The following is a 21,986-nucleotide window of genomic DNA, read 5'->3' on the forward strand; positions in this document are numbered from 1 at the left end:
CATACACCCGTGTCACATCAATCCCGCCACGATTGATTCGCTGGCGATAAAACATCCACATGACTCGACAGTGCTAAACGCGTGTACCGCGGTCACGCACCAACATAAGTAACTTAAAAAAAGCTGTAGCGTGCCCATCGCAAACTTAACATCCGTTAATACGCTCGCAAAGTACCCACCCTCGGATTTCTTTCTTTTTCGCGGTCACATAAAGTATGTAAACCCAGCCAGCAGAATATCTCTCCTGCTTCACTCGATCCCCTTTTACAAGATACATTCCTGTATCTCCCGAAGTCGATTGCATTGAGTATATGGACGCCTTGGAGTTCACCACACGCTCAATTGGCATGCCCGTAAACCAGCTATGGTAATTATCACTGCTTAGCTGCCGCTTGATGTCTTCCTGAGTCTTGAAAGGGTAGGAATAAAGAGTTTTTTCGTCATCATCGCGAATCGAAATTATGTCGGCACCGCTCCCAAAATATTCAGTAAGCTTTTTATCTTGAACAAATCCATCATCCGTCCGACGATAAACCAACACAGTAAAGTAATCGCTCCCAAGACTCACGCCGCCGCTGGCACGAAATGGGACGCTGTGGATCAAAAATACCTCTTGCTCATCTTTGGAGGTCCTGGCCAAAAAAGCGTCTTGAATTTGGCCGGCATCAGCAATATATGGTAACCGCTCGACAAACTTAGACACCCCGGTTGAGCAATCTAAAAAGCTTACACTTAACCCCATTTCTGGATTCGGCACCCCCTGCTGCTCTAGCACTGCTTTCATTCCAAATACGACCATTCCTCCGTCAACATTGAGTGGGGGATACGGTGGATTCTTAGGAGCCTCACAAGCAGAAGCCTGATGACCAAAACATAAAAACAGCGCGAGCAAACCTCCTTTAAAGCAAGTTGACAAACTCATCCTGCACAACCCCCGAAATCGCTATTAATAATGGCAATTATCTCCTTGGTATAAGTCCTTCTGTTCGCCAACTGATCTAAACCAGTATTGATCTTTTTTGTCACCATTTTAATCTTCAAATCAATCTCCAATGAAGCATCATCGGCAATTCGCCCAATACGGTTAGTTTTCCAGAACCAAGACCCGGACGCAACGATGGCCTTGGGATCAGTTTCCGCAAGCGTCGGATTCGCATCGATAGGAATACCGATGGCTTGAGCACACAGCTTGTAGGACTCGTAGAACGACAAATGCAACAATCCCCGCCCACGGTAATCGTTGTCCGGGTAGTCATCACTACCGAAACTATGTTTACCATATGCCGCATCATTACCCAACAAATGATCATCAATATATTGGAGCTTCTGGGCATGGGTCAAACTCAAACCCTTTCGAGCAAATCCGTTATTAATCGCTGTTGTGACCAACCCATAAAGGTGTTCTGGCGTGAACGTTTGCCTTGAATAATTTAGACTTTCCCTAAACTTTGTGAACCTTCCGGTCTCCGCCTTGCCCTGCCCCAGAATATGTGCAACTTGAGAGCATGTCGTAATACCATACGCTCTAAAGACAACATTAGCAGTCTCGACAAAACTTTTAATAAACTCGTCAGTTACCGATGACGCGGCGATTTTTCTCATGAAAGCCGATGTCAGGGCAATATTTTTCCCACATGTTGCGCAACTGCACTGAGAGGATTGACTCCAATTGCTGATTCCACCCACTGGGTGCAGGTGCCAACATTCCCCATCCCCACTAATACCTCCCCTCCCCGCCAAATCCCCCCACCACGCCAACCCCTCAATCCGCTTCTTCTCCGCCACCCAATTCACATTAGGCTGCGCAGCCGTATGCCCCATCAACGCATCCAAGGCATCCCATTTCTCCGCCTTGTACAACCACTCACTCTCATACTTCGTCACCAACTGCGATATCGACTGCGCGAACCATGGCTTCGCCAGGGCCGCGCGGATTTCCGCGCCGGTGAGCTTGTTGTCGTGGTCGGTGTCGATGATTTCGTACAGGCGCGACTTGGCCGGGCCGCTGATGGAGGCCGAGACGTTGGAGGCATAGGTAGTTTTCTCCTCATCCGTCATCGCATCGAGTGCATGGAGGTAGGCTGCCAGGTGGTCGGCATTGCTGCCCGTTTCTTCGATGAAGTCGAAGCCCTCCCATTCCCAAGGGTTGTGGCGCGGGGTCATGATGTCCTGTTCGCGCAGCCAGCCACTGATGGGGTTGCCTTGGGCATCGCCCAGCAGGCCTTCGATGTGCCACCAGAGCGTGGGGGCAGTGGTGCTTTGGGAGGTGTCCTTGATCTTCTTTTCAGCCGGCATGGCTTCCAGCACGCTCACGGGGATGATCAGATCATAGCCAACCACCATATGGGGATCGCTGACTTTGGGCGGGTTGGTAGCGCTGATGTCGGCGCGATGGGTGATGAGGTTGGTGTTTTTGTAGATGTGCAGCAGGTTTTTCTGGTCTGCCGGTAGCGCTGCGGCTTTGCTGCGACTTGCAGTGACAAATGCTTGCACATCGTCACAACTGAACACTTCGATGTGCACCAGGTTCCGTGGTGCACCCTCATCATGACTCTGATACTTGCCAGCATAGCCAATGGTTGCCCCGGCATTGATGGTCACTGGGGTGTCGAGTACCACCACACTGCCCATGGCCTTGGGCTCGCTCTTGGCTTCCAGGGACGGTAGCCACACGTAGCCAGGCACGTTCCCGCTGGCATCGGCGGTGAGTGCTGGCATTGGGGTACCGCTGATAATTTGCGCCAGCTTGCGGTACTTGCCCGAAGCACCAGCTTCGCTGATGGTCAGCTCTGTACCTGCAGGCAGTACGGAAATCACACTACCGCTGGCCGCCGCAGTACTGCGTACGTTCAGGCCCTTGGCGGCGCCTGCGGGAGTGTCCTTGGCTTGCTCGCCGATCAGGTACTGACCGTTGCCCTGGCTGGTCATTTCATTCTTGTAGACCCACCCCGTGCCCTCGGCCAGCCCGCTGACGGCCGGCGACACGCTGACGATTTTCAGCCATTTGCCGTCGGTGCTGGCCTCGCCGGTCACTACCGTGGTGCCGCGCGGCAATGTGGTGAGGATTTGATCGTAGCCTTCGCTGCCTTTGGCCGCGGCGCGTACATTGAGACCCTGGATCTTATCGGTGACGTCAGCCTTGACGCGGAACGTGCCGCCGCTCCAGTAGGTAGGCCTGGCCAGCGCAGGCGTAGCGTTGTAGCCCGCCATGTCCACCAGGTGCATGTACAGGCTGTAGAACGTCAGCGTAGGCCCTCCGGCCGGTGTCGGCGCAGGGGTGGCGCCGGCAGGTGTGGCCGGTGCTGGCGGCGCAGGCACCTCTAGCTGGTGCTTGACCAATACGAAGCCGGTTGACGCAACAGCCTGGCGATCGGCGTACGCCGTGACAGGGTAGGCTTCGTCGATACGATAGGCGATGACCTGGCCATCAGCGATGCAGCGCACTTCGCTGTGTTCCGACACCAGCCCGGTGGCTTCGTCAAAATGCACGCCGCCGTGCCATAGGCCGTTGCCGCCCAACGGGTAGTAACCGTCCTTGGCTTTGGCCAGGGCCGCGTAGTATTGCTGAGGGTCTGTTGCTTCGGCACTACCCAACTTGAAGGGGTAGGACCATTTTTTTACCTTGACTGTATCGGTCATCTTTTTTGCTACCTGATCCTATTTGACTCGGTGGTGGTCAGCCCGAGAACTTCACCATCCGCACGGGCTTGGCGGTGGTCTTTTCAACCGGCGCATTCACCAACGCCGTCTCCATCACCTGCCCCGCCTTATCCGCATCCGCCGCCCCCGGCAGCACCGGCGGCTTGATACCAATCCCGGTACCACTGCCCGCCGACCCACCAGCGTTCGCCAGAATCTGCGGCCCCACCAGCGTGATGCCCCCCGCATCCAACTTGATAAAGCTGCCCCCCGCTTTCACGGTCAGCTCCAGCCCAGCCTCGATGACGATCTTCTCGCCAGCCTTGAGGTGAATCTCGGTACCCGCATCCACCAACTGCGCTACCCCCAGCTTGACGTGCTGGTTACTGCCCACCGTGAGGTGGTCATCAACCTTCACCTCGCCTTTGCGATCAGCAAATACGGTGCGGTGTTCTTCGGCCTTGAATTCGCTATAGCTGTTGGCTTCGACGGTGTCGTGACGCTCGTTGCCGACGCGGATTTTCTGGTCGTTCTCGATGTTTTCGTCCCAGTTGCGCTGGGCGTGGACGAAGATCTGCTCCTGGCCTTTCTTGTCTTCGATGCGCAGTTCGTTGAAGCCTGCGCCACCAGGGCTGCTGAGGGTCTTGAACACGCTGCGGGTCTTGTTGGCCGGCAGGTCGTAAGGCACCTTGTTTTCCGCGTGGTACAGGCAGCCGGTGACCAGCGGCTGGTCGGGGTCGCCTTCCAGGAAGCTGACCAGCACTTCCATGCCGACGCGCGGGATAGCGACGCCCCCGTAGCGCTCGCCGGCCCAGCTGGAGGACACACGCAACCAGCAGCTGGAAGTGTCGTCACCTTGGCCTTCACGGTCCCAGAAGAACTGCACTTTGACGCGGCCGTACTGGTCGCAATGAATCTCTTCGCCTTTGGGGCCGGTGACCACGGCGCTCTGGCTGCCCAGTACCTTGGGCTTGGGGTGGTCAAGGGCCGGGCGGTAGAAGACGGTCCACGGGGTGGCGAAGAAGTGGTTGCGGTAGCCCTGGTGGAAGTCGTCCTTGAGGTCAGTGACGTCGCTGCTGACCGACTCCTCCAGCACCTGGGGCTGCTTGCCTTCGTGGAACACTTCAGTGAGCAGCCACAGGTCATTCCATTCCTGGCGCGGGTGCTCGGACATGGCCATGAAGTGGCCGCTGACCAGCCGGGTTTCGTCGCCCTTGCCTTCGGCCAACTGGTAGTCGGCGCGGTGGCGCTCCAGGGCACGCTGGCTCAGTTGCTTGCCGCGGGCACGGTCGACGAAGCGGCCGGGGTAGTCGTAGTCTTCCAGGTCCGGTTCTTCGCTGGCCGCTGTCTCGGGCTTGTAGGCCGACTCCATCAGCAGACGCGGTTTCTGGAAGTCGTAATCGCGGCGGGTGACGCGGCTGGTGCGCGTTTCCAGGCGCACCTTGAAGCGCTTGATCACCGGCTCGTCGGCGACCATGCCGGTGTCTTGCACGTAGGCGGTGGGCTGGCCGAGCTTGGGGAAGAAGGTCTGGTCATCGCCGAACACCAGCATGTGACCGTCGTTGCTGTGCTCGAAGTGGTAGTGCACGCCCTCCTCTTCACACAGACGCTGGATGAAGTGCAGGTCGCTTTCATCGTACTGCACGCAGTAGTCGCGGTCCGGACAGGGCGTGCCCAGCGAGAACGTGTAAGCGTCGCTCTGAATGCCATGCTCTTCGAGGATCTGGGCGATGATCTTCGGCGCGCTCATCTGCTGGAAGATCCGCTGATTGGTGCGGTGCTCCAGGTAAGCGAGGTGTGGTACCAGCACGATGCGGTAGCGGTGCAGGCGTTTACCCGCATCGCCTTGGGCTACCTGGTAGACCTGGCCGTGAATGCCGTGGCCAGCCGGGTCATAGGCCAGGAACGCCTGCTTGTGCAGGATGCTTTCCAAGTCGATGTCGGCGCGCTCGCTTACCAGTTCGACTTCGAAGCGATAGGGGCGGCTGATGCCTTCGCTGCCGGTGAACTCTAGCACCTGAAATTCGACGTCGGCGCCGTCGATGCTGATGCTGAAGTGTGTCTCGTTGCTGGGGTTGAACATAGGTGTCTCCCTGTCCGGGTGTTATCCATGACGCTGGTTGAACCAGCGTTGCAGCAAAGTGAAGGAGTGAGGCGCGATGGCATCGTGCAGTTGTTGAACGGTGATGCTTCGGGCCTTGGCGTCTTGCGCCAGCGCCAGGCGTAGCGCAGGCCAGGCTTTGGGCGGCAGGTTGCGGGGCCGCTTGAGGCGGTAGCCCCGGCGCTGTTCGCGAGGCTGTTGGGCGGTCAGGCGGCTGAAGGGGTGCTTGCCCCCGGCCAATTCATAGATCACGCAAGCCGCGGCGTATACATCCGTGGCCGGCGACAACGGCGCGCCTTCGAACAGCTCCGGCGCGGCGTAGTTTGGTGTCCAGGCATGAAAGCGGTCGCGGCTCAATTGTGGCAAACCAGGCAGCACGCCTTCCATGGCCTGACCAAGGCCAAAGTCGAACAGGCGTACGCCGGTCTCGCCGAGGATCACGTTACTAGGCTTGATGTCACCATGTACTACACCCTGCTGGTGGGCATGGCTCAGGGCTTCGAGCATCGCCAGGACGATACCGCGCAGCTCATGCCACGGCAGCCCACGCGGGCGCTCGCACAGTAACTGGTCCATGGGCATGCCGCGAACCAGCTCCATGCAGAAGTAGCTTTGCTGGCATTGAGGGTCCACGTCGAAATGATGGACCCGCACGATATGCCGATGCAGCAAGTGCCGCGTCAGGGCGTATTCACTGTAAAGGAGTGCCCCGCCGTCCGGGCATTCAGCCACGTCCTCGCGCAACAGCTTGATAGCCACGTAAGGGTCCGGATCACCGAACTGCTCCTGCAGCAGATCCCGGGCGCGGTAAACCATCCCCATGCCGCCAGCTCCGAGCAGGCCTTCCAGGCGATAACGCCCACCGAGCAGTTCCGGTAACGGTCCCGCCTGCCTTGCAGGCGCTACGGCCGGTACCTTTGCCGCACCGGCGGCGAAGGCGAAATAAGTGAGGTTGTCACCCGCCTGCGCAAAGGCCAACGGGTCCTCAACCGCGGGGTTATAGCCGCTCACTGCCGAATCACCACGCCGGTCAGGTTGTCCGAGGCGCGCCCACGCATGACATTCTCGAACATGTGTTCCAGGGCTATGCCCGGCAGGTGCAGGCTTAGCGCCTTGCCCAGTGCCTCATCGCTGACACCGTTGTAAAGGCCATCGCTGCACAGCAGGAAGGTGTCGCCGTGGCGCACCTCCAGTTCCAGTATCTCCAGCTTGAGCTGATCGCCTGCACCCAGTGCGCGGGTCAAGGCGTTGGCCCCTGCCCGCTGGCTGGCTTCTTGTGGGCTGATGCTCTGCTCGCTGATCCACTGCTGTTTCAGGGAGTGGTCCCGCGACAGTTGGAACAGCCGGTTGCCACGCCACAGGTAACAGCGGCTATCACCAGCCCAGACGCAGGCCGCACGTTTGTCCTGAAGGAGCAAGGCCACCACGGTACTTCCCATGATGTTGTCGGCGCGGTTGGCGACAACAGTCATCTCGTCACCCAAGCGCCGGTTTACCCAGTGCAGGCACTGGCGAACCTGGCGCAGTTGCTCGTCGAAGTCGCCCTCCAGAATCAGCTCATCCAGGCCCGCGATCACCATCTGGCTGGCCAGATGACCTGCCTGGTGCCCGCCCATGCCATCGGCCACCGCCCACAACCCGCGTTCGGGCCGGTCGAGGAATGCGTCCTCGTTGCGGGCGCGCACCTTACCCTTATGGGTCAGGCCCGCGCTGCGCCAGGTGTGGATAACCGGCATCAAAGCGTCACCGGCATGCGGAAGCTACGTACTGCGGACAAGTCAAACGGGTTCGGCGACCGCTGGCTCAGCACCAAGTAGTTGGCGCGCATGCCTCCAACGTTGGCCTTGATCATCAGCACGTCACGACCGCTCTGATATTCGGTCTGCATCAGGTCAAACAGACGGAACAGCGACCAGGGACCGGTGTCTTTCTGGATGCCGATGGACTTTCCGCTCAGCTCTTCCAGCACCAGGCTGGTACGACCGTCATCAGCGTCGGTCGGCCACTTGAAGGCAACCGGCACGATCGGGCCATGGCGGTAAACCATCTCCTGATCGCCGAACTTGAACTCGGCACGGCCCACATTCGGGTCCATGGTGTAAGGCTCAAGCTTGAACTGCACCTGCGGCTCGTTGGGGTTCTCGGCAAAGAAGCTGCGGCGGATGGTCTGCACGTTGGCCATTTGATCAAGGAATATCTTGGACATTGGCAGGCTGCGGCCATCCACACTGCGCAGGCGGTAGTTTCCCGCTTCGCCGCTGACAAACGGTTTCAGGTAGCTGTCGAAGAAGCGGTCGGCAATACCTTGAGCCTTGAAGAACTCGCGGAAATCGTTCAGGGCCACGTCGCTGTTGCTGTGGGCGAAGAACGGATAACGCTGGCTGATTGCCTTGGAGTAGAAGCTATACAGCTCTGCCTGGTAGTGCTGATTGATGAACTGGTAGCTGCCATTGAGGACCAGCATCCAGGTGTCTTCCGCCATGCTGTTGAACCAGGCACTGATGGGGCGAGGCAGCCGCGATGCAGCGTTGCGCAAGCTGTTGAGGGCATCGCGCTGGCCGCTCATGCGGTTCTTGGACATATCGTAGGCGGCTTGCTCGGGCTGGCTGGCGCGAGCCAGGCCGGAGAGCTGTTGCTGCAAGTCATTCAGCGCTTGGAGTACCGGCGTGAGGTCCGCCGCAGGGCCGTTGTTGTCATCCAGCAAACGGTGCAACGGTTCGAAGCGGCGCTCCAGCGATTTCTTCGCGGTATCTGGCAGGTTCTTCGCCATGGCGTCACCCGCCTGACCGGCTACTGCGGCGGCGGCCTTGCCCAGCTTCCCGAGTTTGCCACCCACTTGGTCGGCGGCATCTCCCGCCGCGTCCGTATCCAGCAGTGCGGGGAAGCGGGTGTTTTCACGGATTTCCACCAGCAACTGCAACAGCGGTGAGTTGGCAGAAGTGAGGCCGGCCAACTGATCCGCGCCGTCCTGGGCATCGGAAAAGGCAAACAGGCTGACCTGGTTAACCGCTTCGCTCCAATAGTTGGCGTAGTCCCCGAAATACAGCTGTTCAAGCTCCACCATCAGTCGACGCATGTCCATACCGCTCAGGCTGCCACCTTCGCCCAGCACCCAGTTGTCACGCAGGATATCGCGCACCAGGCTTGCGCCTTGGGTAATGAAGTACTGTTGGTAGCCCTTCTGGGTGTAGAAACCTGGAATGACGTAGTCGGTACCACCAAACAACGCGCCCTGTGGGCCCAAGTGTTGGCTGAAACGATATTCGGGCAGGTCACGGGCCTGTTCGCGCAGCACGCGATAGACCACGGCCGCTAGCGACTCACTGCGCAGCACCTGACGTGCTTGTGCAACCAGCGCATCGTTGAGTGGGTAGACAAAGGGTTGCTGCAGCAGACGCGCAAAGTGCTCATTCAGGCTGTTCTGCACGGCGGTATTGCCCGTGTAGCGTTGCGACCAGTCAGCCGCCATCCAGCCCTTCAAGGTACCTGCATCACGGCGGTCAACCAGATTGAGCATCAGGTAGGCGCGCAGGCTGCCGAGGAGGCGATCGCGGTTGCCCATGTTGGCGCGGATCTGACCTTCCAGCGTGTGCGCCACGCGGGGCAACAGCTCGCCGGTCAACTCACGGTGATAGGCATCCACCAGCACCGGATTGCTCGGCTCACCTTGGTAAAGGCCACCACGCTCGCCATACGCTGCGTCACCTTTGTCGGGGAACACCCGAGTGGCGGCATAGCGGGTGTCCAGCACAGGCAAGACCGCCATGGCATCGTCCTGGGTGCTCAGGGTTGCATGCTCACGGGCCTGTTGCTCGGCTAGGCCCTTCACTTTTTCCAGGCTGCTGTCGTTGGCAGAAAAGCTTCCCGCCCATGCCAGGCCAAACAGGCCCATGCACAGCAATGCGCCTGCGTACAGAGCCCGCTGGCCCCAGTTGATGCGGCTGGTTTCACGCTTGTCCAAGCCTGCCAGTTCGGCCTCGGGGAAAATCACCTTGGCCAGCAGGTTGTAGATGAAGCGAGCACGGCCGGTGTACATCAGCGGCAAGTGCTGCGCTTCATTGTCCTGCACTGCGCTTTTGTTGAAATAGGGGGCACTGGTGAGGTAGAACCCGCGCAACTTGCTGGCGCGCTGGTAGCGGTTACCGGTGAACGCAGCATCCACCAGAATGCCCAGGTTGGCGCCAATCAGGCCCATCTGCAGCGGGAAGTCCAGAATCAGGCCTCGGCGCTGGGTGTCGCGCTCCTGATGCATGCGCGAGATAACCTGGGCGTTAAGGCGCGCCAGCAGCTCTTCGAACTCCTGATTGAGCACGCTGACGTCAGTGCCTTGCTGTTCCTTGCCAAAGCTGGCCCCCAGTACTTGCTCGCTTTCTTCGCGGGACAGCTGATCAAAGAAAGCCTCAAAACCCTCAACCTTGTCAGCCTTGCTCAGCACCAGGTAAACCGGTACGTCCACGTGCAAGTGCTGATGAATCTCCTGAAGGCGGTTGCGGATAACACGGCCCATGGTAACCATGGTGTCGCGATCGCCACTTTGCAGCAGAGTTACAGGGACAGTCACCAGCACACCGTTGAGCGGCCGAGTTCGGCGTCGCGAACGCAAAAGTCCCAGCAGGGTCTTCCAGGCGGCGCCGTCGACCTGCGCATCACCTTGGTCCATATAACGGCCGCTGGTATCGATCAGCACGCCGTTGTCAGCGAAATACCAGTCGCACTGCTCGGTGCCAATGGCGTCACGGCTCAGCTTGCGCTCTACCTTGTTGATCGGAAATTCCAGGCCCGAGAAATCCAACAGGCTGGTTTTGCCGCTGCCCTGGGGGCCAATCAACAGGTACCAGGGCAGGTCGTTACGCCACCGCTCGCTGCGGCCCCGATATAGGCTAGAAGTCTTGAGCGTACGCAAGGCGTCCTTGAAGCGGGCCCGCAACGTGCGCTCGGCTTCTATGATGGACTCCTGGCGCTTTAGCAGCACCTGACCGTCTTCACTCTCCTCGACTTTTTTCTTGCGCACGGTGCTGCGCCAGCTGACGAACACCATGAACAGGCCCCACAGCAAAAACAGCACGCTGATGGTCACCAAGCGAGAACTGGAGCTCTCCCAGAACTTGTAGTCATCGACCGCCAGCAGCGGCCCGACAAACCAGACGAGCAAGGCAGTGGCCAATACCAGCAGCAGGGTCCACACCCACGTCTTGCACAGGAAAGCCCACGTCTTTTTGAAGAAGTTTTTCATTACACGTCCCTGAGATTACGACTTGGGCTCGACCACTACCTGGTCGGCTGGCTGATAAAGTTTGAGAACCGACTCGCGCTTCTCGCCCAGCACGTAGGCGAAACCGGAGTACATCACCACCAGGCACACAGCGGTGAACGCCACTACCAACCACCAAGGCACGATGCGCACCAGGCTGCGACGCGGCTCGCTCAAGCCTTCCCAGTGGGGGGACAACTCCCGGGGCACGTCACCGCGCATTTGGCGAATCTGGCGGTAAAGGCTGTCGCGGATGCCGTCGAGTTCGATCATGCCGCGCGTCTGCACCCGGTACTTGCCTTCAAAGCCCAAGGACAGGCAGATGTACATGAGTTCCAGCATCGCCAAGTGCTTGACCGGGTTACGTCCCAGGCGCTCAAGCAACTGGAAGAACTTCTCGCCACCAAAGGTTTCGTTGTGAAAGCTGCTCAGCAAACTGAAGTTCGACCAGTCGCCTTCACTGCCCCAGTCGGTCGTCACTACAGCTTCGTCAGCCACAGTGCACAGCACATAGCGGGCGGCAGAAACCTGACTGTTTTCCACACCGTCGTTCAGTGCCTGGGCTTCAAAACGCTTCAGGTGCCGGGTCAATTCTGACTTCAGCTCTGACAGTTCACGCCTGCCCGCGCCATTTTTCAGCTCCACGATAGCGGAGAACAAAGGCGCAGCCGCCGAGACCAGGGGGTTGATACTGATATTGAACGTTTCGTCCGGACGGCGGGTGGCGGCGTAGATCATCCGCTCTTCCAGCTCTTCGTAACGCGGTGGCTTGGCAAAGTCCGTTAGCGGTTCGTGGCTGGGACGTTGGCCCTCGCGGTTCGCCAGAACAGTAGATTCGTCCTGTTGATAATCCATTTCCGTGTTCATTTTCATGAGTTCCTGATGGCCCAGAACTTCAGCTCAAGGTCGGAGAATTCGCCCGAGACGTGGAAGGCGAAGCCGCCGGAACGCTCCAATTGGGCCAGATCTTCGGAACTGAATTCGAGGACGAAGTAGGTCTTGTCCGAGTGGAAAGGAATCTGTCGTGGTGCCACTGGCAACGGCCGAACCTTGATACCAGGCAAGTGCAGGTTGACCTGTTGGCGGATCTGCTCCACCGGCGCAACCTTGAGGTGCAACGGCAGGCGATGGCGCAACTCTTCCGAATCGCAGTTGGCACTGGCCGCCAGCACAAACGAGGCGGTGCTCAGCAATTTGTGGTCCTGCAAAGGTGCCACGCGAATACCGTACTGACGCTGCTGGAGGATCATTTCGATCGCATGCTGTTCCAGCACCATCGACAGCACTTGGCGGATGGATTCCATCAGTTTGCGGAAGCTCGCACCCTGGTCGCTATGCTGGTAATGGCTGTCGGTACGCGGCCGTTTGGTGTCGCTGGCGAACGTCGACAGGTCGCCCAACATGGTCAGCAGCGTACGGTACAGCTCTTCGGGGTGGACCTGCTCAATGCCCATGTAATGGCGCAGCAGCAGCCCGGTGCGGTTGATCAACTGCAACATCAGGAAGTCGCCGACCTCTGCCCCACCCACCTTGCCGTTGGAACGAATGCGGTCCGCCAGCACCTCGCCACGGTTATCCAGCATGCTGATCACTTCCTTGAGGCAGGACAGCAGGTAGGGCGAGGCGTGGGCATGGATGTAGGTGGGGATGAAGTCAGGGTCGAGGCTGATCACGCCGTCGGGAGAGGTGTCCATGACGTCGCAGATCTTCAGCTTCACATAAGCCTGATCGTTCTGCTGTTCACCCAGCAGCAGGCGGAAATCCGGACGAGCGCAGCTCACCTGGCTGCTGGAGTCATCGCCCGCGTTGGAATCCGACACATCCATTTCATAGACGGTGTAGCGCGCCAGGACATCGCGGTCAGTGCTGCGGCGCGATTCCACGTGGTTCCCGGTAACCAGAGGTAACGCCAAGTACACCGGCGTATTGCCGGTGTTAGGCGGCACGTCCAGCGCCAGCGGTTCGCTGTTGCCATCCAGGTTGAACAGGCTGCCGTCGGGCAGCACACCCGATGCCTGGCTGACCACCAGCTTGCCCATGTTGAGAAACTGCAGGTCGATTTCCAGATCAAGGAAACCCCACGTGTAGCGCCCCAGCATCTGGGTACGGGACTTCATCTGATAATCGTAGTAACGGTCGTTGTGCTGGAAGTGCTGAGGCCGCAGCAGCATGCCTTCCTGCCAGATGACTTTATGAGAATTCATGAACGATCATCCGCCTTGGCAGGCTTGTCATCCGGATTGTGGATGCCGTCCTTGTCCAGGTTCAGGTTTATTTTGGTCAGCTTCTGCGCGTCAACCGCAATGATGTAGCGCCACTGGCTTTCCGGCAGGTCACGATACGCCGCCAGCACGCCGACATAGCGGCTACCGCTGTCCACTGTCAGCTTCAGGTCTTGGGTTTCGCCCGGGCGCAGTTCGATTTCTTCGCTGGCTACCAAGTCCTGGGCCAGAATGTCCTTGGCGCGCTCGTACAGGCTGAAGAAGTCGGCGTTCTGGAACGCCACTGGGTGCTTGAGCTCGATCAACCGTAGAACAATCGGCGAAGGGCGCCCATTGAGATCGGGATTAAGCTCATCACCCGCGCTGAGTTTGAGATCCAGCTTGGTCTGGGTCGAGTAAGGCGACAGTGCCGAACAACCTGACAACACGATGAACGCCAGAGCGCTGATGAAAATCTTGGTGGGGGTCATTCGGGTCATCCCTGATGTTCGGTATGGAGGGTGGCGATCAAACGCACCTGTTCGTCGTAGGCCTGGGCAAAATCGCGTGCCATCAGGCGCTCGCTGAAGTCGTCGTCCTGGCGCAGCGCGTGGTGATAACGACTGAACGCGCGCCAGCGGCCACCTGCAGTGGCGAACAACGGCTTGTTACCGTCCCGCTCAAACCGCAGAGCCAATTCATCAGGGGCGAAATGATCAAGGGTGGCGCGCAAGGCGGCACGGCTGGCCATCAACAAGGCCACCTGATGAGCCTGAAGGTCACGGAACGCCCGAGCGATAGCCTGCTCACCAGAGACCTGGGCTTGCCGGCTCGGTTGCAACATGGCTTGCAGTGCCTCACCCGCATCCACGGCTTGCTTGAGTGGGTTACGAGTAGCCATTTGCACGGTGGTCTGGGCCAGGCGCAGTTCGTTTTTCAGCTCACTACGGGTTCGTAGGCTCTGCTGCAAGCCGCTGACGCTCTGCGCCAGAAGCCCGGCCGCCTTGATAGCCAACGCTTCACGTGCCTGGTTGTCCATGGCGTTGAGATCAACACCCAACGCCTGGCCGAAACGGGCCCAGAATTCCGCTGATTGCGGCACTGCCGCAGGTACCTCAGCAGCCACTACCGTCGCTGGCTCTGCCGGCGCTGGCACCAGTTCGGGCACCGGCAAGCTCTCCATGTCGATTCGTGCATAGTCGGCGCGCTGACGCGGGTCGCGCCGAGGGGCAGTCAACGAAGCCAATTCATCACGTTCGGCATAGATCTGCTCTTGCTGATCCAGCGCCACCAACGGGTCCAGGTCCAGAAAAGCGTCATCAGGGATGAGGCTGCCGGACATCTGCGGACGGCCCACTTCCCCATCGAACATGGCTGGATCGCGGACCAGCCGTGCGCGAATCTCGAAATCGCACAGACGGTAAACACTGCCATGCTCGATGCGAAAAGGCTCGCCCTTGGGCAATTGCACGCCGGATGCCGTGAATACACCATTGCGGCTGGTATCGGTAAGGTAGAACACACCACGGTGGAACGTCACCTTGGCGTGATGACCCGAGATGTGTTTCTTGGCATCGGGAATGATCCAGTCACAGTCACTGGCCCGGCCAATCACGCCGCCAGCCTGTTTGAAATGACGGCTGCTGGCGTGATGAGGGATCTGTTGCCTGGTGTTCTGAATCTCGAGGACCAGTTCCATGTGTGAAGCACTCCTTGCGGTCATTTGCCGCGATTGACCGCTTGTGGATCACCCAGCGGGCGGTATTCGTTGTCGTTGAACTTGTAATTGCCAGTGCAGGCGCTCAGGCCAATCAATACGGCCAGCACCAGCAAGGCGGTTTGCCATGGACGGACAGGCATCAAGGTTTCTCCATGAAGGCAAAGTGAAATAAATCGGTGGTCATTCCTGGAACTCGCTCAAGTCGACGTTCAAGCGACCAAGGCGGTAAAGCAACGTGCGCCGCGGCAACCCAAGCTGGCGCGCGGCCAGGGTCTGGTTGCCTTCGTTTCGGCGCAGGCAACTGAGCAGGTACGCGCGCTCGACGCGCTCCAGGTAGTCGCGCAGGTAAAGAGTGCTGTCTTCGGGATGGGCTTCGAGGTTCACATCGAAGTGCTCGGCCAGCAACTCACTGCCTTCGCACAGCAATACCGCACGCTCGACCATGCCTTTGAGTTCACGAACATTTCCCGGGAAAGTGTGAACAGCGAGTTGCGCCAACGCCGCTTCAGACCACTCCAATGGCTCACGGCCAATGAACGCGCAGGCGCTCGCGGCAAAATGGCGAGCAAGTACCACGACGTCATCCTCACGCTGGCGTAGCGCAGGCAGCTCGATGGGGAACTGGGCCAGCCGGTAATACAGGTCCTCGCGAAACTTACCCTGGACAACCATGCTGGCCAGATCACGATGGGTGGCGGCGATGATGCGCACGTCGATCTTGTGCGTGTCATTGGCGCCCAGTGGGCGGATTTCGCCCTCCTGCAATACACGCAGCAGTTTGGCTTGCAACGACAGCGGCATGTCGCCGATTTCGTCCAGCAGCAACGTACCGCCGTCAGCAGCATCGAATAGGCCCTGGCGGTCGCGATCGGCCCCAGTAAAAGCGCCTTTGCGGAAGCCGAACAGCTCGCTTTCCAGCAAATCTTCGGGAAACGCGGCACAGTTCTGCACAATGAATTTCTTCGAGCGACGCGGGCCGCACTCATGCAGGGCACGGGCAACGACTTCCTTGCCGGTGCCGGTCTCACCGGTGAGCAAAATGGTGTAGGGACTGTGCAGCACCTTGCCGATCAGTTGATACGTCTTGCGCATCGCCACGCTGGTGCCGATCAGCCCGTAACCGCTGGCGCACGCTGCGCTATCCGGCGTGAGCGCAACCGGCTGGGTGACGCGCTTGAGCCGTTGCAGCAAGCTCATCTGCGCCAGCACAAACGAGCCCAGCTTGCCCATCGAATCGGCAAATGCGCGCAGCTCACCGTGCTTGAGGCTGGCGCAAATCAGCAACCCTTCGACCACCCCCTGCTCGTTGCACAATGGCACACACAGCAGTGCACGCCACTGGCCACCGGCGGCGGGTAGAAAAGCCGTCTGATAGACGCCGTCACCCAGGGAATCAAGGCACAGCACCCGGTTCTGGCACAGGCTGAACTGCAACAACTCGTCGCCATGGTAATCCGCAGGCAAGCGAGCACTCTCGTCCGCCTGCAGCGCACCATGCAGGTACTCGGCGCTGAGGCCCAGGTTGCTGTGGCCTGCATCGAGCAGGTACACCTGGGCCAACTCACACCCCGTCAACTGACTGGCCAGGCAGGCGAAACCACCGAGCAGGCGCGCCTGCTCGGGGGCCTGAGCCAGTGAGGCAAACGCACCCAACAGCCGTTCGGCATACGCCAACGGCTGGGGTACCTGGTTGAACGTTATTCCCACCTCAGCCGAACTCACAGATCACGCCGCCTTCACTGTCGAGCGTGGCGTGTACGTGTTTAAGCGCTTCACCCGCAGCCATGGCATCCAGCAGGCGATCCGCGATAAGCGGCAGGAGGTGTGAGTCGAGCAGGTGATCGATCAGTCGTGCCCCGCTGTCACTCTGCGTGCAACGTTGTGCGAGGTGGTCTACCAGGGCTTCACAATGGCTGAAGGACAATTGCCGGCGGGCAAGACGTTCGCCCAGGCGGCCCAGTTTTATTTCCACCAGCTCGCGCAGCACCGGGCCGCCCACCGGGTAGTACGGCACCACGCGCATGCGCGCCAGCAGTGCTGGTTTGAAGTGCTTGCTGAGCGCCGGACGAATCGCCTCTTCCAACGCTTCTGCCGTAGGACGTTGACCGTCCTCGCACAGCGCGCTGATGCGATCGCTGGCGAGGTTTGACGTCATCAGGATAAGGATGTTGCGGAAGTCGATTTCACGCCCTTCGCCATCGTTGGCCACGCCCTTGTCGAAGATTTGGTAGAACAGGTTCAGCACGTCCGGGTCGGCTTTTTCTACTTCATCCAGCAAAACCACAGAGTAAGGTTTCTGCCGCACGGCTTCGGTCAGCATGCCGCCTTCGCCGTAGCCTACGTAGCCGGGAGGCGCACCAATGAGACGGGATACGGTGTGTTTTTCCTGAAACTCGGACATGTTGATGGTGGTGACGAACCGATCTCCGCCATACAACAGGTCGGCAAGCGCCAGCGCCGTTTCGGTTTTACCAACACCGCTGGGGCCGACCAGCAGAAATACACCCACGGGCGCATCCGGCTTGTTCAGGCCTGCGGCCGTGGCGCGCATGGATCGATCCAGCGCATGCACCGCCTGTTCCTGACCGCGAATGCGCAGCCGCAGGTCTTGGGCAAAACTGGCGACCTTGGCGTTATGCTCGCGGGCAAGTTGGCTGAGTGGCACGCCGGTCCAGGCGCTGATCACTTCGGCCACCAGGCGCGGGCACACTTCGAAACTAACCAGACGCTCGTCCTGTTGGGCGCGCGTAAGTGTGCCGTAAACCTCGTTCAGTTGCGCTTCCAGCGCCTCAATATCAACGCGAGCATCACCTTCTGCCACACGTGCTTCTGCCAACTGCTGACGAACCTCAAGCAACTGCTCGGCAAGCGCTTTCTGTTCGCCCCAGCGAGACTCCAGGTCGGCCTGTTCCAGCGCCGCCTGTTCCAGCCGTTGTTCCAGGGCCTGTAACGCTTCAATGTCCACGTGCAAGCCTGCCTCCGCGTCACGGCGCAGGGCCTGCCGCTGACGCTCGCCTTCGGCGCGCTCGCCCCGCAGCCGTTCAAGGCTTTCCGGGGCGGCGGCAAGGCTGATGCGGACGCGGGCACATGCCGTGTCCAGCACATCGACAGCCTTGTCTGGCAACTGCCGGCCCGCCAGATAACGCGCTGATAATTCGGCCGCCGCGACAACGGCGTCGTCGCGCAGGTAAATGCCATGGCTCTGTTCGTAGACCTGGGCCAACCCTCGCAGGATGGTTACCGCCTCGCCAACGGTGGGCTCATGCAGTTGTACCGGCTGAAAGCGACGAGCCAGCGCCGGGTCTTTCTCGAAGTACTTCTTGTATTCCGCCCAGGTGGTGGCAGCAATCGTGCGCAACTCACCTCGCGCAAGCGCCGGTTTGAGCAGGTTGGCAGCGTCCGAGCCACCCGCCTGACCACCCGCGCCAATCAGCGTATGAGCCTCGTCGATGAACAGGATGAGGGGCTTTGGCGAGGCCTTCACTTCATCAATCACACCCTTGAGCCGACGCTCGAACTCGCCTTTGACGCTGGCGCCCGCTTGCAGCAATCCCATGTCCAGGGAAAGCAGCTCAACGCCCTTGAGTACCTGCGGCACTTCGCCGGCGGCGATACGCGACGCGAGTCCTTCGACGATAGCGGTTTTGCCCACGCCGGCTTCGCCAACAACGATAGGGTTGTTTTTGCGGCGCCGAGCAAGGATATCGACCATCTGGCGAATTGCCGAATCGCGGCACAGCACCGGGTCAAGCTTACCGTCGCGTGCCTGCTGGGTCAGGTTCTGGGTGAACTTGGCAAGCATCGACTCACCGTCTGCCGCAGGCATGCCAGACTCTGGCTCGGCCTTTTGGGCCAAGGCGAATTCACGCAAGCGATCGCTGTTGAGCTTTGCGAGCAACGGCTGGTAGTGGCTGCCAGCATAGCGCATTGGATTGCGCAGCAGCGCCAGAATCAGGGCGGCCTGTTCAACCTGGCTCTGGCCCAATTCAAGGTTGGCAACCAGCAGGGCATCCTGCAGCCATTGGACCAGCTCGGGGGCAAATACCGGGTTACGCGAAGCACTGTGCTCCGGGCGTGGCTGCAGCGCACTGGCCAGCTCGCTGGTCTCAACGTCGGCATCCTGGAGTGCCTTGGCGAGCAGCCCTTCCGGACGCTCCAACAAGGCCAGCAATAGATCCTCGACCAGAATTTTGCTGCCGCCACGAGCGACGCAGCGTTGCGCCGAACCTTCAAGGTCCCGGCGGGTTTGGACGTCCAGCGCCTTGATGAGTTGTTGCAGGTCTACGTTGATCATGTTCATTGATCCTTAATGAATTCTGCTGCCGAGGGTCACAACCCCGTCGGCACGCTCGTGTCCAAGCCAGCTGGTCCAGCCAAGGCGGCACGCGTTGTGTTCACCGATGCGCAACTCACGAATCTCTTCGTGCTTGAGTTCCAGGCGCAGGTCGTAATCCAGCGGGTCGCGCAGGGTGAAGCGCACCAATGCGCACAGCGGCTGGTAGCCCGGGCCAATCGGCAGAAACTCGTGAAAGCGCGCCCAAGTCAGTTCGCGCACATGTATGCGGAATTTGCCGCTGCGATCACGAACGCGCTCGCCAAGGACCGCATCCTCACCGAGCATGCTGTTATCGCTGCCTAGGCGGTTGCGCTGCTCTTCGAGAATTTCCACGCGCCGCTCGACGCACTGCTCGATCGTCAGTTCTTCATGCTTGAAGTAATAACGCAGCACCGACTCGATCAGTGCCGCGGAGTGGGCTCGCAAGCTGAGCAACCCCAGGTAGGGCAACAGCCGCTTCCAGTTCAGTTCCCCGGCGCGCCGGATGTCTTCGCCGCCCAGGCCGATCAGGGCAAACAGCTGCTCCGAAAAGGGGTCTTTCGCGCCACTTTCAAATCGGGCGTTGTAGCGATACTTGCGCCATATCGGCAGCATCAGCCGCTGCAGGCGGTGGTGGAACAGGTCGAGGAATTGCCGGGTCGGGTTGCCGTCCTGGCTATCCCCAAGTGCCTGCTCACCATAGAACGCCGGCAGCGGCGAACTGGCACCAAACAGCCCTATCAGGTTGAAACGCAGGCGCGCGCGCAGTTCGCCGTGCTCTTCGAAAAAGTGCACACGATCAACGTCACTACCGGGGAAACCCAAACTGGGATTGGCCTCGAACTCGACATGGTCGTACAGCTGTTCTTCAGTCAGGTACGGGTAGTTGTCACGCAAGCGATCTACTACCAGCAGCACGGCCTGAAACAGCGAGTACTCGCGTATTACCCGCGTCAGCCCGCTTAAAGCAGGGGCTGCAGGCCCATACGTGGTGTCCATTGGTACACCTCTCCCTGTGTGCTTTTGACCCTCAGTTCGTGAAACGAATTGAGGCTGGCGTAGAGCGCAAAAAATTCGTTGAGCACCGAGGCGAAGACGAACAGGTCGCCCTCGCCTACATACCCTTCCGGATCGATCGTCAATTCGGTACGCAGGCCGCGCAGTGGCAGGCCCTTGTGCAGCCGATCGACATGGTGGTGTTTCACTGCCTTGAGCCCACCCAGCAGGCGTTTGCTGACTTTCTCGGCGTGCTGGTCGTAATAGCGCGGCAGGTCATAGGTTTCGAGAATGACCTTGAGCGCCTCGACGTTGGCCAGCGAGAGGTAGTTCAGCGACATATTGCTGATCAGTTTCCACAGGAAATCGCGGTTGATCGGCGGCGCGTAGCTGGGCGTGGCGGCGGTGATATTGCGGAAGCGCAGGGACTCGGGCGTGTTCTCGGCGCCCAGGCAGATGTCGCCTTCACGCAGCCGCAACGGCAAGTTCTGGTTGGTGCACACCAGCTCGATGGACAGGGTTTCATGTTCTTCGGCATGGCGAATGCCGAAGCTCAAGTAGGTGTCCATGCCCTCGTGCAGCAACGAACTGCGCTGGCGCACGCTGTAGTGCGGGCTGGCGTTGGGCACGTCGAAGCTGGCGTCGTGCTCGAACGATTCGAACGGCACATAGGGGCGGTAGCCCACGCCACCCGGCAGCCAACCGGTGATCGCTTCGACCGAGAACACACCACAGTTCTGCAGATCGTATTCAGCCGGCAGCAGCAGGTACTCGTCCTGTTTACCGTCCAGGCGGATGGGCAACGCATCGTGCTTGAAAAGGTTGACGATGGGCGTGCAGTGCAACTTGATGTTTTCAAGGCTTGGGCGTAGGCGCTGAATTCCGCTTTTACGGATGTTGAACCGCAACTCCAGGCCCCGGATCTGATCCTGCTTGGCTTCAGGAAATGCCTTGAGTACGTCCAGGCCGTCCAGGTCTACGAACAGGAACTTGTCCTGGAAAGCGAAATATTCCTGCAGGTAGCGATAGCCGCGAAAGGTATTGAGCGGATACGGGATCAGCGCTTCTTCTTCCGCGAAGCCCACCGGCGTGACCTTGTTGCCGCGCAGGTTGAAGGTGATGTCGCGCTCTTTGGCATCGGTGAAAGCTTTGCCGTTGGCGTCCACCGGCACCAGCTCCACGCCTTCCAGGTTGCGCAGCAGGCACAGGTACAGCATCTGGCTGATGTAGCGCTCACCGGCCAGGTGGAAGCGCAGACGCTTGAGGTCGAGTTCGGCCAAAAAGCCATCGCAGCTCATCTCTGTGCGCAGGGTCAGCACCGCGCCATCGCCCTTGACCGCGTAATTCACGGCCTTGAGGTCCAGCGGCAGTATTTCCGTGTCATAGCAGGTGCGGAAGCGACAGCGCACCCCGTCGACCGGCTTGCTTTCAACGGGGGTTTCCCTGGGCACCATCATGGCTGGGCCGGCTTCGGACAACGGCTCGAATTGCAGCACGCTGAACGACGGCAACGGCCGCATGTAGTTGGGCCACAGCAGGTGCATCAGCGAGTGCGTAAGCTCGGGCAGCTCGTCATCCAGCTTCTGGCGCAGGCGCCCGGTGAGGAAGGCGAAGCCTTCCAGCAAACGCTCCACGTCCGGGTCCCGTCCACTCTGGCTGAGAAACGGCGCCAGCGCCGGACTACGCTCGGCGAAACGCCGGCCGAGTTGGCGCAATGCGGTGAGTTCGCTTTGGTAGTAGTGGTTGAAGGACACGCAATTTAC

15 protein-coding genes are annotated in these 21,986 nt (G+C 59.6%); all 15 read right to left on the bottom strand.

Features of this window, described 5'->3' with window-relative positions:
- Positions 1 to 145: 145 nt before the first annotated feature.
- The 15 genes from PMM47T1_RS28030 to tssF are packed head-to-tail and all read right to left on the bottom strand — an operon-like array spanning position 146 to position 21,977.
- Positions 146 to 922, bottom strand: coding sequence for a hypothetical protein (locus tag PMM47T1_RS28030; protein ID WP_043301640.1), 777 nt, complete (start codon positions 920 to 922; stop codon positions 146 to 148).
- Positions 919 to 3,639 (bottom strand): glycoside hydrolase family 19 protein, encoded by a 2,721-nt coding sequence (locus tag PMM47T1_RS30520; protein WP_008375615.1) that lies wholly within the window; start codon positions 3,637 to 3,639, stop codon positions 919 to 921. The genes PMM47T1_RS28030 and PMM47T1_RS30520 overlap by 4 nt, the downstream gene beginning before the upstream one ends.
- Before the next feature lie 37 nt (positions 3,640 to 3,676).
- Positions 3,677 to 5,722 carry a type VI secretion system Vgr family protein gene (gene tssI, locus PMM47T1_RS28040; protein WP_008375616.1) on the bottom strand — a complete coding sequence of 682 codons (2,046 nt, stop codon included), beginning with the start codon at positions 5,720 to 5,722 and terminating at the stop codon, positions 3,677 to 3,679.
- Between the two features lie 21 nt (positions 5,723 to 5,743).
- On the bottom strand, positions 5,744 to 6,751 hold the full coding sequence (locus tag PMM47T1_RS28045) for a serine/threonine-protein kinase (RefSeq protein ID WP_008375617.1): 1,008 nt from the start codon (positions 6,749 to 6,751) through the stop codon (positions 5,744 to 5,746).
- Complete coding sequence (locus tag PMM47T1_RS28050; RefSeq protein ID WP_008375618.1) at positions 6,748 to 7,476, bottom strand: PP2C family protein-serine/threonine phosphatase; 729 nt, start codon at positions 7,474 to 7,476, stop codon at positions 6,748 to 6,750. The genes PMM47T1_RS28045 and PMM47T1_RS28050 overlap by 4 nt, the downstream gene beginning before the upstream one ends.
- Complete coding sequence (tssM, locus tag PMM47T1_RS28055) at positions 7,476 to 10,973, bottom strand: type VI secretion system membrane subunit TssM (protein ID WP_008375619.1); 3,498 nt, start codon at positions 10,971 to 10,973, stop codon at positions 7,476 to 7,478. Before tssM ends, PMM47T1_RS28050 begins: the two co-directional genes overlap by 1 nt.
- Positions 10,974 to 10,988: 15 nt before the next feature.
- Entirely contained in the window at positions 10,989 to 11,858 is an 870-nt protein-coding gene (gene icmH / locus PMM47T1_RS28060) for a type IVB secretion system protein IcmH/DotU (RefSeq protein ID WP_008375620.1), read from the bottom strand.
- Positions 11,859 to 11,860: 2 nt separating this feature from the next.
- Positions 11,861 to 13,195, bottom strand: coding sequence for a type VI secretion system baseplate subunit TssK (gene tssK / locus PMM47T1_RS28065; protein ID WP_008375621.1), 1,335 nt, complete (start codon positions 13,193 to 13,195; stop codon positions 11,861 to 11,863).
- A complete protein-coding gene (gene tssJ / locus PMM47T1_RS28070) occupies positions 13,192 to 13,683 on the bottom strand; it encodes a type VI secretion system lipoprotein TssJ (protein WP_008375622.1) in 492 nt (163 codons plus the stop codon). The genes tssK and tssJ overlap by 4 nt, the downstream gene beginning before the upstream one ends.
- 5 nt (positions 13,684 to 13,688) lie before the next feature.
- The gene (tagH, locus tag PMM47T1_RS28075) at positions 13,689 to 14,891 is read right to left on the bottom strand and encodes a type VI secretion system-associated FHA domain protein TagH (RefSeq protein WP_008375623.1); all 1,203 of its coding nucleotides are present in this window, start codon (positions 14,889 to 14,891) and stop codon (positions 13,689 to 13,691) included.
- Between the two features lie 20 nt (positions 14,892 to 14,911).
- Positions 14,912 to 15,052: a type VI secretion protein gene (locus PMM47T1_RS28080; protein WP_008375624.1), complete on the bottom strand. Its 141-nt coding sequence runs from the start codon at positions 15,050 to 15,052 to the stop codon at positions 14,912 to 14,914.
- A gap of 40 nt (positions 15,053 to 15,092) precedes the next feature.
- Complete coding sequence (locus tag PMM47T1_RS28085) at positions 15,093 to 16,634, bottom strand: sigma-54 interaction domain-containing protein (protein ID WP_008375626.1); 1,542 nt, start codon at positions 16,632 to 16,634, stop codon at positions 15,093 to 15,095.
- Positions 16,621 to 19,212, bottom strand: coding sequence for a type VI secretion system ATPase TssH (tssH, locus tag PMM47T1_RS28090; RefSeq protein ID WP_177323416.1), 2,592 nt, complete (start codon positions 19,210 to 19,212; stop codon positions 16,621 to 16,623). Before tssH ends, PMM47T1_RS28085 begins: the two co-directional genes overlap by 14 nt.
- Before the next feature lie 6 nt (positions 19,213 to 19,218).
- A complete protein-coding gene (tssG, locus tag PMM47T1_RS28095) occupies positions 19,219 to 20,226 on the bottom strand; it encodes a type VI secretion system baseplate subunit TssG (RefSeq protein ID WP_008375630.1) in 1,008 nt (335 codons plus the stop codon).
- A complete protein-coding gene (tssF, locus tag PMM47T1_RS28100; RefSeq protein ID WP_008375632.1) occupies positions 20,190 to 21,977 on the bottom strand; it encodes a type VI secretion system baseplate subunit TssF in 1,788 nt (595 codons plus the stop codon). Before tssF ends, tssG begins: the two co-directional genes overlap by 37 nt.
- Positions 21,978 to 21,986 lie beyond the last annotated feature (9 nt).

Origin of the sequence: Pseudomonas sp. M47T1, assembly GCF_000263855.1 — a bacterium.
Taxonomy (GTDB): domain Bacteria; phylum Pseudomonadota; class Gammaproteobacteria; order Pseudomonadales; family Pseudomonadaceae; genus Aquipseudomonas.

Excerpts from the sequence above, each read along its gene's own strand:
- icmH (WP_008375620.1), bottom strand. The coding sequence starts at position 11,858 with ATGAACACGGAAATGGATTATCAACAGGACGAATCTACTGTTCTGGCG.
- PMM47T1_RS28050 (WP_008375618.1), bottom strand. The coding sequence starts at position 7,476 with ATGCCGGTTATCCACACCTGGCGCAGCGCGGGCCTGACCCATAAGGGT.
- tssH (WP_177323416.1), bottom strand. The coding sequence starts at position 19,212 with ATGAACATGATCAACGTAGACCTGCAACAACTCATCAAGGCGCTGGAC.
- tssM (WP_008375619.1), bottom strand. The coding sequence starts at position 10,973 with ATGAAAAACTTCTTCAAAAAGACGTGGGCTTTCCTGTGCAAGACGTGG.
- tssI (WP_008375616.1), bottom strand. The coding sequence starts at position 5,722 with ATGTTCAACCCCAGCAACGAGACACACTTCAGCATCAGCATCGACGGC.
- PMM47T1_RS28080 (WP_008375624.1), bottom strand. The coding sequence starts at position 15,052 with ATGCCTGTCCGTCCATGGCAAACCGCCTTGCTGGTGCTGGCCGTATTG.
- tssG (WP_008375630.1), bottom strand. The coding sequence starts at position 20,226 with ATGGACACCACGTATGGGCCTGCAGCCCCTGCTTTAAGCGGGCTGACG.
- tagH (WP_008375623.1), bottom strand. The coding sequence starts at position 14,891 with ATGGAACTGGTCCTCGAGATTCAGAACACCAGGCAACAGATCCCTCAT.
- PMM47T1_RS28030 (WP_043301640.1), bottom strand. The coding sequence starts at position 922 with ATGAGTTTGTCAACTTGCTTTAAAGGAGGTTTGCTCGCGCTGTTTTTA.
- tssJ (WP_008375622.1), bottom strand. The coding sequence starts at position 13,683 with ATGACCCCCACCAAGATTTTCATCAGCGCTCTGGCGTTCATCGTGTTG.
- PMM47T1_RS30520 (WP_008375615.1), bottom strand. The coding sequence starts at position 3,639 with ATGACCGATACAGTCAAGGTAAAAAAATGGTCCTACCCCTTCAAGTTG.
- tssK (WP_008375621.1), bottom strand. The coding sequence starts at position 13,195 with ATGAATTCTCATAAAGTCATCTGGCAGGAAGGCATGCTGCTGCGGCCT.